10 protein-coding genes are annotated in these 13,178 nt (G+C 69.6%); 8 read left to right on the top strand and 2 right to left on the bottom strand.

Features of this window, described 5'->3' with window-relative positions; all coding sequences use genetic code 11:
- Positions 1-102 precede the first annotated feature (102 nt).
- The 8 genes from K3M35_RS04610 to K3M35_RS04575 all read left to right on the top strand — a co-directional run bounded on the left by K3M35_RS04610 (position 103) and on the right by K3M35_RS04575 (position 11,921).
- Positions 103-438 carry a hypothetical protein gene (locus tag K3M35_RS04610; protein ID WP_037215768.1) on the top strand — a complete coding sequence of 112 codons (336 nt, stop codon included), beginning with the start codon at positions 103-105 and terminating at the stop codon, positions 436-438.
- 66 nt (positions 439-504) lie between these two features.
- A complete protein-coding gene (locus tag K3M35_RS04605; protein ID WP_220666047.1) occupies positions 505-1,005 on the top strand; it encodes a DUF2505 domain-containing protein in 501 nt (166 codons plus the stop codon).
- Positions 1,006-1,170: 165 nt separating this feature from the next.
- Entirely contained in the window at positions 1,171-1,368 is a 198-nt protein-coding gene (locus K3M35_RS04600) for a hypothetical protein (RefSeq protein WP_019287992.1), read from the top strand.
- Between the two features lie 99 nt (positions 1,369-1,467).
- Positions 1,468-1,698 carry an RNA-binding S4 domain-containing protein gene (locus K3M35_RS04595; protein WP_019287993.1) on the top strand — a complete coding sequence of 77 codons (231 nt, stop codon included), beginning with the start codon at positions 1,468-1,470 and terminating at the stop codon, positions 1,696-1,698.
- 129 nt (positions 1,699-1,827) lie between these two features.
- Positions 1,828-5,121 carry an exodeoxyribonuclease V subunit gamma gene (recC, locus tag K3M35_RS04590; protein ID WP_220666046.1) on the top strand — a complete coding sequence of 1,098 codons (3,294 nt, stop codon included), beginning with the start codon at positions 1,828-1,830 and terminating at the stop codon, positions 5,119-5,121.
- A 14-nt stretch (positions 5,122-5,135) separates the two neighbouring features.
- The gene (locus K3M35_RS04585) at positions 5,136-8,468 is read left to right on the top strand and encodes a UvrD-helicase domain-containing protein (protein WP_064255787.1); all 3,333 of its coding nucleotides are present in this window, start codon (positions 5,136-5,138) and stop codon (positions 8,466-8,468) included.
- 8 nt (positions 8,469-8,476) lie between these two features.
- On the top strand, positions 8,477-10,354 hold the full coding sequence (recD, locus tag K3M35_RS04580) for an exodeoxyribonuclease V subunit alpha (RefSeq protein WP_024103308.1): 1,878 nt from the start codon (positions 8,477-8,479) through the stop codon (positions 10,352-10,354).
- Between the two features lie 139 nt (positions 10,355-10,493).
- The gene (locus K3M35_RS04575) at positions 10,494-11,921 is read left to right on the top strand and encodes a lipase maturation factor family protein (protein ID WP_220666045.1); all 1,428 of its coding nucleotides are present in this window, start codon (positions 10,494-10,496) and stop codon (positions 11,919-11,921) included.
- A 25-nt stretch (positions 11,922-11,946) separates the two neighbouring features.
- On the opposite strand, the gene K3M35_RS04570 is transcribed toward K3M35_RS04575, so the two are convergent.
- Together K3M35_RS04570 and K3M35_RS04565 are read right to left on the bottom strand one after the other, a co-directional pair.
- A complete protein-coding gene (locus tag K3M35_RS04570) occupies positions 11,947-12,531 on the bottom strand; it encodes a hypothetical protein (RefSeq protein ID WP_254707568.1) in 585 nt (194 codons plus the stop codon).
- Positions 12,532-12,607: 76 nt separating this feature from the next.
- On the bottom strand, positions 12,608-13,162 hold the full coding sequence (locus tag K3M35_RS04565) for a sugar O-acetyltransferase (RefSeq protein ID WP_064060669.1): 555 nt from the start codon (positions 13,160-13,162) through the stop codon (positions 12,608-12,610).
- Between the last annotated feature and the right edge of the window lie 16 nt (positions 13,163-13,178).

The following is a 13,178-nucleotide window of genomic DNA, read 5'->3' as shown; positions in this document are numbered from 1 at the left end:
GAGAGATCGAGGCCGGGACGAGACGCGGTCCGCCTGACTCCTCAGGTGATCGGCGACCGTGAGACGGCCGCAAGCAGCACAAAGGAAAGCGGGGACGACACGATGACCACGGCAGCACCCGTCATGCCCACGGACGTGATCACCGCTCCGGCGACGGTTGCTCCGTCGCAGTCGGCCGACATTCCGGCGCAGACGATCGACGCGCGGTCCGTCGAGGCCCCGCCGTCGGCCGCCGTGGCGTCGAGGGAGGTGGAACCTCCGGCGACAGAGGAGATGCCGGCCCTGCTCGAGCACCCGATCGCGGGCATGCTGATGTTCGTCGTCCTCGCCGTCTGCGGATTCGCAGCCGCCGCGGTGGTCGCAGGATCCCTGGCGGCCGGGCTCGCTCTGGTGGGTGTCGTCGGAGGAGCGGCGGCGACCCTCGTCGCTGTTCTCTGACGTGGCAGAACGACACCGGTAGGCCCGTTTCGTCCAGATCCGAGCGGGAGGATATCGTCTCCGGTCATGTCCAAGGAATTCGTTTTCACGTCCACGCTCGACCACAGCGTCGAACGCGTCCACGGCGCTTTGACCAGCGAGGACTTCTGGAACAGCCGACTGGCTGCGAGCCAGACCGGCGTGGCGCAGCTCGAGGTCGGCTCCGGTCCCGGGACTTTCCGCGCGAAGGTCTCCGACCAGATCGACACCTCCGCGCTGCCCGCGGTCGTCCGGGGCGTGGTGCGAGGACCTCTGATCATCGAGCGCACCGACGAATGGGGCGGACTCGAGGACGGTACGGCGCAGGGAACCCTCGCCGGCAGCACGTCGGGGCTGCCGATCACGATCGCGGCCCATTCGGAGCTTCGTGGCAACGCGGACGGCGGTACCGAGATCGAGGTGCGTGGCGAGGCCACCGTCAAGGTTCCCGTCGTCGGTGGGCAGATCGAGGGCCTCATCGTCCAGCTCGTCGAGAACATCGTCCAGAACGATCGGACCGACCTCGACAAGTGGCTCACGGAGAACTGATTCGCAGGGGCGCCCGATCGATCGGCTTCCGATCGACGGATCATCTGGTCCGATGCCGTCGTTCCTCTTCCGAGGTACGGCGGCATCGTCGTTCTCGCCGGATTCGTCGGCGACACACCGGGTCAGGTCGTTGAAGAGGGGTGTGACCCAGGCCACCATCGGATCATGTCGATGCCGTGGGACGAGGACGGCGGCTACGCGTGGGAACGCCGCGAGGCCGGATACACCTGGGAGCAGATCGGCAGCGAACTCGGTTGCCCTGCCCATGTCGCACAGAATCTGGGGGAGCGCTACCGCGCGGATATCACTGCCGAGATGACGAGGAACCAGTTGTCGTTGTTCGATATCTCGACCGAGACCTGAATCCCGGCCGCCGGTGTTCGCCGTGTGTTCATCGGATGTGCACCCGCACGGACCCCGTGTGAGGAGGCATCGTCGCCTCCGGAGGGGACCGTAGGTGTCATGGAGGCACTCGTGCGCGACTCCCTGTTCGGTTTCCTCCAGGAGAGCGGACTGGCCGGCTCGGGCGGTGAAGCGGCGGCGCTGCTCATGGAAGGTCTCGTCCGCGTCAATCATCGCCAGGTCCGCAGTCCCCGTACTCCACTTCGTGCCGGGGACGTCGTCTCGATCGCGGGTACGCGATCGATGGCGGTCTTCGGAGTCTCTCCCGGCGGGGTTCGTCCCGTCCTGTAGCTCGTCCGTCGCACGGAGCGCCCGCAACCTCCGGCACGGAGCACTCGCGACCTGCGACGCAGTCGCCTGTCCGGGCGGTGTGATAAGCCGTACCGGACGGGAACGAGCGACGACGAGGGGGAGCGACGCGTGCTGATACTGCACCGTGCCGAGCGCACCGGCATCCTGGCGGATGCGCTGGCCGAGGTGCTCGCCGAGCCCCTCGACGATCCGTTCGCGCGGGAGGTCGTCGCGGTGCCCGCGCGCGGTGTCGAAAGATGGCTCACCCAGCGGTTGTCGGGAATGCTCGGTTCCTCCGCCGGCGACGGGGTGGCCGCCAACATCGACTTCCCGTCCCCGTCCCGCCTCGTCGACGAAGCGCTCGCCGCGGCCTCCGGCATCACCGCCGACGACGATCCGTGGCATCCCTCCCGCATGTTGTGGTCGCTGCTCAGGGTGATCGACGAGTGCGTCGGCGAACCGTGGTGCGCCACCCTCGCGCGGCATCTCGGTCACGGCGCCGACGACCACCGGGCCGGACGCCGGTACGCCACCGCAGCGCATCTCACCGGCCTTCTTCGCAGTTACGGACTCCAGCGCCCCGGGATGATCTCCCAGTGGGCGGCGGGGAACGATACCGACGGCACGGGTGCGCCTCTCGACGACCATCTGCGTTGGCAAGCCGAGCTGTGGCGACGGCTGCGCGCCCGCATCGGCGTCGACAGCCCGTCGCAGCGACTCGACGAACTGTGCGGCCGGCTGCGAGACGACCCCGACGTCGTCGACCTGCCCGAACGACTCTCGATCTTCGGTCCCACCCGCCTCGACACCGTCCTCGTCGAGGTGCTGACCGCGCTCGGGCACCACCGCGACGTGCACATCTGGCTTCCGCATCCGAGCCCGGTGATGTGGGACGGACTGACCCGGCGTCCGGAGTCGATGCGTCGCGCCGACGACCACAGCGCTCTCGGGGTGCAGCACCCGCTGCTGGCCGCGCTCGGCCGCGACGTGCGCGAACTTCAGAGCCGGCTCTCCGGCCTCGAGTGCACCGACCTTCCGCATCCCTCACCCCGGCCGCCGGCGACGCTCCTCGGCCGGTTGCAGGCCGATCTCCGCGACGACCGCGCCCCCGCACACGGATCGGCCGCGCCCGACGGGACCGTGATGATCCATGCCTGCCACGGCCCGACCCGGCAGGTCGAGGTGCTCCGAGAGTGCCTGCTGCACCTGTTCCGCGATGACCCCACGCTCGAACCGCGCGACGTCGTCGTCATGTGCCCCGACGTCGAGACGTACGCGCCGCTCGTCCATGCCGCCTTCGGTGCCGGGGTCGGCGAGCATCCCGGCCACACGCTGCGGGTCCGTCTCGCCGATCGCGGCCTGCGCCGCACCGATTCGATCCTTGCGGTGGTGTCCGAACTGCTCGCGCTCGCCGACGGCCGGGTCACCGCCAGCGAGGTTCTCGACCTCGCCGCGTCGGCTCCGGTGCGCCGGAAGTTCGGATTCGACGACGATCAACTCGAGCGCCTGCAGGAGTGGACCACCGAGACCGGTGCCCGCTGGGGTCTCGGGCCGTGGCAGCGCAAGAGCTTCGGCCTCGGCGACTTCATGCAGAACACTTTCGGCGCGGCACTCGACCGTATCCTGCTCGGTGTCGCCGCAGACGGCGCGGACGGAGAGTGGCTGTCCCTGTCGTTGCCCCTCGACGACGTCGACAGCAACGACATCGACCTCGCCGGGCGGTTCGCCGAGTTCATCGACCGGTTGACGGTGGTGCTGCTCCGGTTGCGCGGCCCGCACCCGGCGGCGCGGTGGTCGGACGAACTCGGTTACGGCATCGACCTGCTCGCCGACGTTCCCGCCGCCGACGCATGGCAGCTCACCCGCGCGCGTCGCGAGATCGGCGAGGCCGTCGAGCATGCCGGCGACACGCAGTTGTCCCTGAGCGATGTCCGGTCCATGCTCGGCTCCCGGCTCGCCGGGCGTCCGTCGCGCTCGAACTTCCGTACCGGCGAACTGACCGTGTGCACGATGGTGCCGATGCGCTCGGTGCCCCATCGCGTGGTGGTTCTCCTCGGTCTCGACGACGACGTCTTCCCTCGCACGGCCCACATCGACGGCGACGATGTCCTGACCCAGAATCCCTGTGTGGGAGAGCGTGATCCGCGCAGCGAGGACCGGCAGCTGCTGCTCGACGCGCTGATGGCCGCGGAGGAGCGTGTGCTGTTGTTCCACACCGGCGCCGACGCCGTCACCGGAGCACTGCGCCCACCGGCGATTCCGCTCACCGAGGTGCGCGACGTGGTGTCGACGATGACGGGAGTCGACGTCGACGACGAGCGCATCGTGCGGCGACATCCCCTGCAGCCCTTCGATCCGCGCAATTTCCGGGCCGACGACCCGTTCGGGTTCGGTGTCACCGCACTCGCGGGAGCCCGTGCCGGACAAGGAGGTTCGGTGGAGCGCGACCGGTCGGGTGCGCTCCTCGTCGACGACCTTCCGGCCCCGGCACGCACCGATGTCGATCTCGACGAACTCGTTTCCTTCCTGACACATCCGACGCAGGGATTCCTCCGGCAGCGACTCGGTCTGCGGATCCCCGACACCGACGAGGGCATCGCCGACGCACTCGACGTCGAACTCGACGGTCTCGCCCAGTGGCAACTGGGCGACCGCATGCTCGAAGCGCGATTGGCGGGCATGTCCGCGGGTGCCTTCCAGGACGCGGAATGGCGTCGCGGCACGCTCCCGCCGTTCGCGCTCGGCCGCAGGACCCTCGACGCGGTGAGCGACAACGTCGACCGCCTCGTGCACGCCTGCGCCGGTGTGCACACCGGGCAGGCCCGCACCGTCGACATCCGCGTCGATCTCGGCGACGGTCGTCGGCTCACCGGCACCGTCGGAGGTGTACACGGCGAGGTACTGGCCCGCAGCACCTATTCCAAGCTGTCCCCGAAACACCGGCTGGAAGCATGGATCCGGTTGCTCGCCGTCGTCGCCTCGGGTCATCCCGGACAGTGGCGTGCGGTGACCACCGGGCGCAGCCGTTCGCGCTCGTATCCGGCCTGGCGCTCGACCCTTCTGGCTCCCGCCGATCCCGTCGCGCTGCTCGCCGCACTCGTCGATCTGCGCGATCGTGGACTGTGCCGGCCGCTGCCGCTCGTGACGGGCGCGTCGGCCGAGTACGCCGATCGCCGCCACCGCGGTGATTCCGTGGAGATGGCACTGTCGGCCGCCGGGAAGGCGTTCGGTGGCGCGTTCGGCGACGGCAAGGACCGTCACGTGCAGTATCTGTACGGGCCCGACGTCACGTTCGGGCAGCTCACCGCCGACGCACCGGAGGGTGTCGAGGCCGGCTGGTTCGACGACCCCACCCGTTTCGGTGTGCTCGCCCGACGGTTGTGGGAACCCCTGCTCGCCTCCGAGAACCAGGGACGCCCGTGAGAGAAGGACGCAGCGTGCCCGATACCGCCATCACCGATCCGCGCGCCGCGGGCGGTCCGCCGCCGGCAGGCTTCGATCTGCTCGGCCGGCTCCCGAGCGGCACCACCGTTCTCGAGGCCAGCGCGGGAACGGGGAAGACGTACGCGATCGTCGGGCTCGCCACCCGGTTCGTCGCCGAAGGGCGCGCCCACCTGTCGGATCTGCTGCTCGTCACCTTCAGCCGGGCTGCGACGCAGGAACTGCGCGAACGTACCCGGAACCGGTTCGCGCAGGTCGCCACCGCCCTCGCCGATCCCGAGAGTGCGCGGGCGAGCACCGACATGCTCGTCCGTCATCTCGCGAGCGAGGACGTCGACGCGCGGCGGGCCCGCCTACGACAGGCGTTGTCCGACTTCGACTCCGGCACCATTTCCACCACGCACGGCTTCTGCCGCCGCATGCTCGACGAACTCGGGATCGCCGGTGAACGCGAACCCGACGTCACGGTCGTCGAGGACGTCGACGACCTGCGGGTGGAGGTCGTCGACGATCTCTACCTGCGGCGCTACGGCAGGGGACAGGCCCCCATCACCTACGCCGAGGCGGCCGTCGCCGCGAAGGAGGCGATCTTCGACCCGCAGGCCGAACTCGCACCGAACGACGCCGACGGCACCGCGGCAGGCGAGCGTGTGGAATTCGCGCGTGCGGTCCGCGAGGAGGTCGAACGGCGCAAGCGCCGGCTCGGACTGCGCGACTTCGACGACCAGTTGTCCCTACTGCACGCGGTGCTCGGCGATCCGGAGCACGGCGACGCCGCCTGCCGGCGGATGCGTGCGCGCTTCTCCGTCGTCCTCGTCGACGAGTTCCAGGACACCGACCCCAAGCAGTGGGAGATCCTGCGCCGGGCGTTCCACGGGCACAGCACGCTCGTGCTCGTCGGCGACCCGAAACAGGCGATATACGCCTTCCGCGGCGCGGAGGTGCTCAGCTATCTCGACGCCGTCTCCGAATCCGACACCTACTGCGAGCTGACCACCAATTGGCGCAGCGACGGCGATCTCGTCCGGGCGCTCGAACACGTCCATCTCGGTGCGGCTCTCGGTGATCCCCGCATCGTGGTGAACCCGGTGAAGGCGGCAGCCGCCGATTCCCGGCTCTCGGGTATCGCGTCCCTGCGGGTGCGTCACCTGCCCCGCGCCGGTGCCGGTCCGCTCAACGACTGGGGTTTCCCGCAGAACCTCGACGGCTTACGTGGGCGGGTCGCTCGCGACGTGGCGGCCGACATCGTGCGCCTGCTCGACGACGAGAACGTCACCGTCGACCTCGGTTCCGGGCCCGAGCGTGTGCAACCCGGGCACATCGCGGTCCTCGTGCGCAAACACAAACAGGTGACGCTCGTCCACGACGCGCTGACGAAGGCGAACGTGCCGTGCGTGGTCGCCGGGGGCACGAGTGTGTTCGCCACACCGTCCGCACAGCACTGGCTGTGGGTTCTCTATGCGCTCGAGCAGCCCCATCGCGCCGATCGCGTCCGGCTCGCCGCGCTCACCCCGCTGCTCGGCCGCACGATGACCGACATCGATTCGGAGGGCGAAGCGCTGGTCGTGGAGGTCGGCGGACTGCTCCGCGAACTGAACGACGTCTACGCCCGCACCGGCTTCGCCGCCGTCTTCGAACGCCTCGCGTCCTTCGGTTCGGTCGAGGCCCGCCTCCTCGATCAGCCGTCCGGGGAACGCACCCTCACAGACATCCGGCACGTCGCACAGCTGCTCGAGGACGTCGCCTCGGCACAGTCGCTGGGGCTGGCCGCACTCACCCGCTGGCTCGAGGATCGCATCAACGACCCCGACCGAGGTGGAGCCGACCGGATCCGGCGCCTCGACAGCGACGCCGCGGCGGTCCAGATCCTCACCGTGCACGGCAGCAAGGGACTCGAATTCCCCGTCGTCCACGTCCCGTACGGGTGGGATGCCGCGAAGAACCCCGAGCCCGACAAGCTGCTGCTGCACGAGAACGGCCGACGCATCCTCGATGTGGGCGGCAAGAGCGGTCCCGGTTATGTCGCGCGGCGGCGTCAGCACGAACTCGAGGAGGCGGGAGAGGAACTGCGCCTGCTGTACGTGGCGGTGACGCGCGCGCAGTGTGCGCTCACCCTCTGGTGGGCGCCGTCCACCCCCACCTCGCGGTCTCCGCTGCACCGGTTGCTGTTCGCCCGCGATCCCGGTTCGGCAGAGGTCTCCGCGGAAGGCCGGATCGGCCACGACGAGGCCATGGCCGAGGAATTCGACCGGTGGGCCGCGCGCGCCGACGGGGTCATCGCCGCCGAAGCGGTCGGGCCGCACCCGATTCCGGTGTTGCGCTGGACCCGCCCCCGCGTGGAGACCGGCCCACTCGCCGCCGCGCGCTTCGATCGGGTCGTCGACGAGAACTGGCGCAGGACCTCCTATTCGGCGCTCACCGCCTCGGTGCACGATGCGCCCGTGGTGAGCGGTGAGGTGGAGGAACCGGTGACGACCGACGAGCCTGCCGAGCCTCCGCTGAGCGCACCGGAAGCGGCGCGCGAAGGCATTCCGTCACCGATGAACGGACTGCCCGGCGGCACGATCTTCGGCACGCTGGTGCACGCCGTCCTCGAGGTCGTCGACACCTCCGCCGCCGACCTCGAGGCCGAACTACTCGACTGCTGCCACGAGACGGTGCGACGCCAGATGTCGCCGATCGACCCCGTCCAGCTCGCGGCGGCGTTGCTCCCGGTGATGCGCACCCCACTCGGGCCACTCGGCCGGACCCTCGCCGACTTCACGCCGTCCGACCGGCTCTCCGAACTCGACTTCGAGTTGCCGCTCACCGGAGGCGACAGCCCGGTGCCCGTCACCGTCACCCTCGACGCGGTCGGTGGGTTGCTGCGCCGGCACCTGCCCGCCGACGATCCGATGGCGACCTACGCCGATCTGGTGCGCACCCTCGAGTCCGTGCCGCTGCGGGGTTACCTCAACGGCAGTATCGACGCCGTGCTGCGCACCGACGGTCCGCGATTCGTCGTCGTCGACTACAAGACCAACCGGCTCGCGCCCGTCGACGAACTGACCACCGCCCACTACACCCGCGAGTCGATGGCGGCGGAGATGCTCCGCGCGCACTATCCGATGCAGGCTCTGCTCTATTCCGTTGCCCTGCACCGTTATCTGCGGTGGCGGATGCGCGACTACGACCCGCACGTCCACCTCGGTGGTGTGCAGTACCTGTTCGTCCGCGGCATGGCCGGACCGGACAGTCCACCCGGCAGCGGCGTGTTCGACTGGCATCCGCCGGCCGATCTCGTCACCGACCTGTCCGACCTCCTCGCCGGAAAGGCCATGATTTCGTGATCGAGTCCATGACCGACGTTCGGATCGCCCAGCGCGGCAAGGGCGCTCTGCGGCAGTTCAACGAGGTGGGCGCACTCTCCGCCGCCGACGTGCACGTCGCCCTGCGACTCGCGGCGCTCGGCGGCGAGGACGACCCGCACGTGCATCTCGCCACCGCGCTGGCAGTGCGTGCCGTGCGATCCGGGTCGGTGTGCCTCGACCTCACCCGTTTCCGCGAGGTCACGGTCGACGAGGACGCGGACGGCCATCCCGTCGTCGACCCCGCGAGCCTGCCGTGGCCTCGCGACGAGGACGTGCTCGCGGCGCTGCGTCGCAGCCCCCTCGTGGTCGGTGGCGACCGCGGACCTCTGCGTCCGCTGCGTCTCGTCGATACCGCGGAAGGTCCGCTGCTGTATCTCGACCGGTACTTCCGGCAGGAGCAGACGATCCGCCGGGTGCTCGCCGAGCGCACGGCGACGTTCCCCGACCTCGACGAGGAGCGCATCGCGGCGACACTCGACGAGCTGTTCCACCATCCCGACGATCCCTCCCGGCCCGCGCCGGCACCCGATCGTCAGCGCGTCGCGGCGGCACTCGCCGCCACCCGACCGACCACGGTGATCGCGGGCGGGCCGGGCACCGGCAAGACCCACACCGTGGCGCGGATCCTCGCGCTGCTCACCCGCCTGTACGGACACGAACTGCGCATCGGCCTGGCCGCTCCCACCGGCAAGGCCGCTGCGCGCCTCCAGGAATCGGTGCGCGAGCAGGAGACCGAGCTGGGTCTGCCGCCGAATCTCACCGCCATGACCGTGCACCGGATGCTCGGCTGGCAGCGCGGCCGCACCCGCTTCCGCTACCACGCGGGCAACCACCTGCCGTACGACGTGATCGTCGTCGACGAGACGTCGATGGTGTCGCTGACGATGATGTGCCGCCTGCTCGAGGCGGTGCGGCCCGACACCCGGCTCGTCCTCGTGGGCGACCCCGACCAGCTCGCCTCGGTCGACGCCGGTGCTGTGCTTGCCGACCTCGTGGGGCGCCCGGTCAGCGGCACCCTCGATCCGGTCTTCGAACGGGTCGTCGCCCGCGATGTGGCGGCCGCCGACGACCCCGCCGAGGCGGCCTTCACTCCGGCCCAACGCGCCCGGCTCGGTGGCGGTGTCGTGCGGCTGAGTCGCGGCCGCCGCTTCGGTGGTGCGATCGCCGAGCTGGCGGTGGCCGTCCGTAAGGGCGCCGGCGACGAGGTGCTCGACATCCTGCGCAGGGGCGACCCGGAGGTCTCGTTCGTGGCCCCCTCCGACCTCGACGCCCTACGCGACGACATCGTCCGCTCCGCCGCCGAGGTCACCAAGTCCGCCGAGACGGGGGACGTCGAGACGGCGCTGAAGCGGTTCGAGGAACATCGGTTGCTGTGCGCGCACCGCGACGGCCCGGCCGGCGTGCAGTGGTGGGCGCGGCAGGCCGCCGAGTGGATCGGGGAGGCCGCGGGGCAGCGACTCGATCCCGAGAGCTGGTATCCGGGCCGGCCGTTGCTCGTCACCGCGAACGACCATGACATGCAGATCTACAACGGCGACACCGGCGTGGTCGTGCGGCGCGGCGACGAACTCGTCGCGGCGTTCGCACGCGGCGAGACGCCGTTCGAACTGCGCCCGAGTCAGCTCCCGGCGGTGAGCACCGTCTACGCGATGACGATCCACCGCAGCCAGGGCAGTCAGTACGGCACCGTCTCGGTGGTGCTGCCCGATTCGGGATCGGCGCTGCTCACCCGCGAACTGCTGTACACCGCGATCACGCGTGCGCGGTCGCACGTGCGGATCATCGGGACCGAGGATGCGGTACGCGCGGGCGTGGCACGGCAGGTGCTCCGAGCGAGTGGGCTGCGGCGGGAGATCCGCGTGTAGCCGGTCGGTCTCCGCACCCGTATCGAGTGAGGACGAGGCCCGATCCCGTCGACCCATCGTCGCAACACTGTCTCCGTCGGCGAACCGGACGTGGCATGCTCGAGATGGCGCGCACGACAGACGACGAACGAGCCGAGCGATGGACTGGTTGGACGCGGACGGGTACACGATCGGGCGGCTGCTGGTCACCCGTGGACTCGCGGTGCTGTACGCCGTGGCTTTCCTCGCGGCCCTGCTGCAGTTCCGGGCGCTGATCGGCGAACGCGGCATCCTTCCCGCCCCGCGCTTCCTGGCGCTCACATCGTTCCGGCAGTCGCCGAGCCTGTTCCACTGGAGATACTCCGACGCTCTGTTCACCGCGGTTGCCGCGGTGGGTCTCGTGTTGTCGGTGGTGACGGTGCTCGGTGTCACCGAGCAGTTGCCGCTCGTGGTCTGCATGCTCGTGTGGTTCGTGATGTGGCTGCTGTACCTGTCGATCGTCAACGTCGGCCAGGTCTGGTACTCGTTCGGCTGGGAGTCGCTGCTGCTCGAGGGCGGTGTGCTCGCGATCTTCCTGGGCAACGCCGATACCGCGCCTCCGCTGCTCGTGCTGATCCTGCTGCGCTGGTTGCTGTTTCGCCTGGAGTTCGGTGCCGGACTGATCAAGATGCGCGGCGACCGGTGCTGGCGCGATCTGACGTGCCTGTACTACCACCACGAAACCCAGCCGATGCCCGGCCCGCTCAGCCGCTACTTCCACCTGATACCGCGGCCGCTGCACAAGGTGGAGGTGGCGGGTAACCACTTCACCCAGCTCGTCGTGCCGTTCGGATTGTTCCTGCCGCAACCGGTCGCCGGGATCGCCGCACTGATCATGATCGTCACGCAGTTGTGGCTGGTGACGAGCGGCAATTTCGCGTGGCTCAACTGGATCACCATCGTCATCGCGCTGTCGGTGGTGCCCGACAGCTTCTACGGGTTGCTGATCGACTCCACCACGACCTACGGTCCGACACCGATCGCGTTCACCGTCGCCGTGGTGGCGCTGACCGTGCTGGTCGCGGTGCTCAGCTACTGGCCGGTGTCGAATCTGATGTCGCATCGGCAGGCGATGAACGCCTCGTTCAACAAGTGGCACTTCGTGAACACCTACGGCGCGTTCGGCACCGTCACACGCACCCGGCGGGAAGTGATCGTCGAAGGCACCACCGATGCGGTGGTGACACCGGCGACGGAGTGGCGCGAGTACGAGTTCAAGGGCAAACCGGGCGACGTATATCGCAGGCCTCGTCAGTACGCGCCGTACCACCTGCGTCTGGACTGGTTGATGTGGTTCGCGGGGATCTCGCGCGACTACGCCGCGGGGTGGTTCCCGCGGTTCGCGGGAAAACTGCTGGAGAACGATCCGGCCACCGTGAAGTTGCTCCGGCACAACCCGTTCCCGGACGAACCGCCCCGTCTGGTGCGGGCCCGCCCGTTCCGCTACCGCTTCGCCACGCGCGCCGAACGACGCGCGACGCGCCAGTGGTGGATGCGGGACGAGATCGGCGATTTCATGATGCCGATGGCGCGGGACGACCTGCCCTGACCGCGCTCCTTGATCGCCGATGCGGTCACCACACCTCGCCACCGGTCTCCGACACGGTGAAGCCATGGGTGTCCGTCTCGCACGTGACAGCGGTCTTCTCGTCGACGGTGCACGTGAACGGATCAACGGTGAGAGTGCTGCCGTGGGGCAGCGTATTCGGGGCACCTCCGAGATCCGTGAACGCGATGTCGCCGATGCTGACCCACTCTCCGGGGCCGTCCCCTTCGAGCATCAGGGCGTTCGCGGGCACCAGCACGTCGGGCGCGCCGCTGCCGGGGACCCGGGGTGCACTCGCCGGCATCGTGCCCTGGCAGCCCGTCAGGGGAGCGGTGTGGACGAGGATGGCGCATCCGAACTGCCCGCCCGGCGAGGCGAAGTAGTACACGCCCTCGCTGGTCGCCGCGTAGTCGTCGGGGTCGACCGGCTTCGGTGCGGCCGTGGCGGTCGCGGTCGTGGTCGGCGCCGACGAGGTCGCCGTGGTGCTCGACGGCTCGGGGGGTGCTTCGGATGCGGTGGCCTCACCCTCCACGCTGCGCGAACACCCTGCCGCGACGAGTGCCGCACCCGCGACGACGACGAAGCTGACGAGGCGTGCGCGGCGACTGATCATGCGGGGCAGCATAGCGAGCGTCGGGATCGACGCAAGTTCCGCTCCGATCGACTCGGAGGCGGTGGCTTCGATCGGCTCAGAGCCGGCGCGTCACCCGAGCAGGTACGCCCGTCGCCACGACGTTCGGCGGCAGGTCGCGGGTGACCACCGCGCCGGCTCCCACGACCGTGTTCTCGCCGATCGTGACGCCCGGTCCGACGATTGCGCCACCGCCGAGCCACACGTTGTCGCCGATCGTGATGGGTTGCGCCGATTCCCACTTCGCGCGGCGGAGATCGGGATCGAGGGGATGAGTGGGGGTGAGGAGTTGCACGTTCGGGCCGATCTGCACGTCCGAGCCGATCGTGATCGGCGCGACGTCGAGCATGATCGCGCCGAAGTTGACGAATGTCCCGTCCCCCACGGTGATCCGATACCCGTAGTCCACCTGCAGTGGCGGCCGGATCTCCACGTCGTCACCGATCGCGTCGAACAACTCCTCGAGGAGTGCGCGACGCGCATCCGTATCCGCTGCACTCGACGCGTTGTACTTCTCGGTCAGCAGCGCTGCCCGCAGCGCGTCGGCGGCGAGTTCGGGGTCGTCGGCGATGTAGAGTTCGCCGGCCAGCATCCGTTCCTTCTGCTCGCCCACTGAGGATCCTTCCGTC

This window comes from Rhodococcus sp. DMU2021, from assembly GCF_019641445.1.
GTDB lineage: Bacteria > Actinomycetota > Actinomycetes > Mycobacteriales > Mycobacteriaceae > Rhodococcus > Rhodococcus pyridinivorans.
Note: the sequence above shows the minus strand (reverse complement) of the source record. Positions and strands in the feature narration are given on the sequence as shown.

Excerpts from the sequence above, each read along its gene's own strand:
- K3M35_RS04605 (WP_220666047.1), top strand. The coding sequence starts at position 505 with ATGTCCAAGGAATTCGTTTTCACGTCCACGCTCGACCACAGCGTCGAA.
- K3M35_RS04595 (WP_019287993.1), top strand. The coding sequence starts at position 1,468 with ATGGAGGCACTCGTGCGCGACTCCCTGTTCGGTTTCCTCCAGGAGAGC.
- recD (WP_024103308.1), top strand. The coding sequence starts at position 8,477 with ATGACCGACGTTCGGATCGCCCAGCGCGGCAAGGGCGCTCTGCGGCAG.
- K3M35_RS04600 (WP_019287992.1), top strand. The coding sequence starts at position 1,171 with ATGTCGATGCCGTGGGACGAGGACGGCGGCTACGCGTGGGAACGCCGC.
- K3M35_RS04575 (WP_220666045.1), top strand. The coding sequence starts at position 10,494 with ATGGACTGGTTGGACGCGGACGGGTACACGATCGGGCGGCTGCTGGTC.
- K3M35_RS04570 (WP_254707568.1), bottom strand. The coding sequence starts at position 12,531 with ATGATCAGTCGCCGCGCACGCCTCGTCAGCTTCGTCGTCGTCGCGGGT.
- K3M35_RS04610 (WP_037215768.1), top strand. The coding sequence starts at position 103 with ATGACCACGGCAGCACCCGTCATGCCCACGGACGTGATCACCGCTCCG.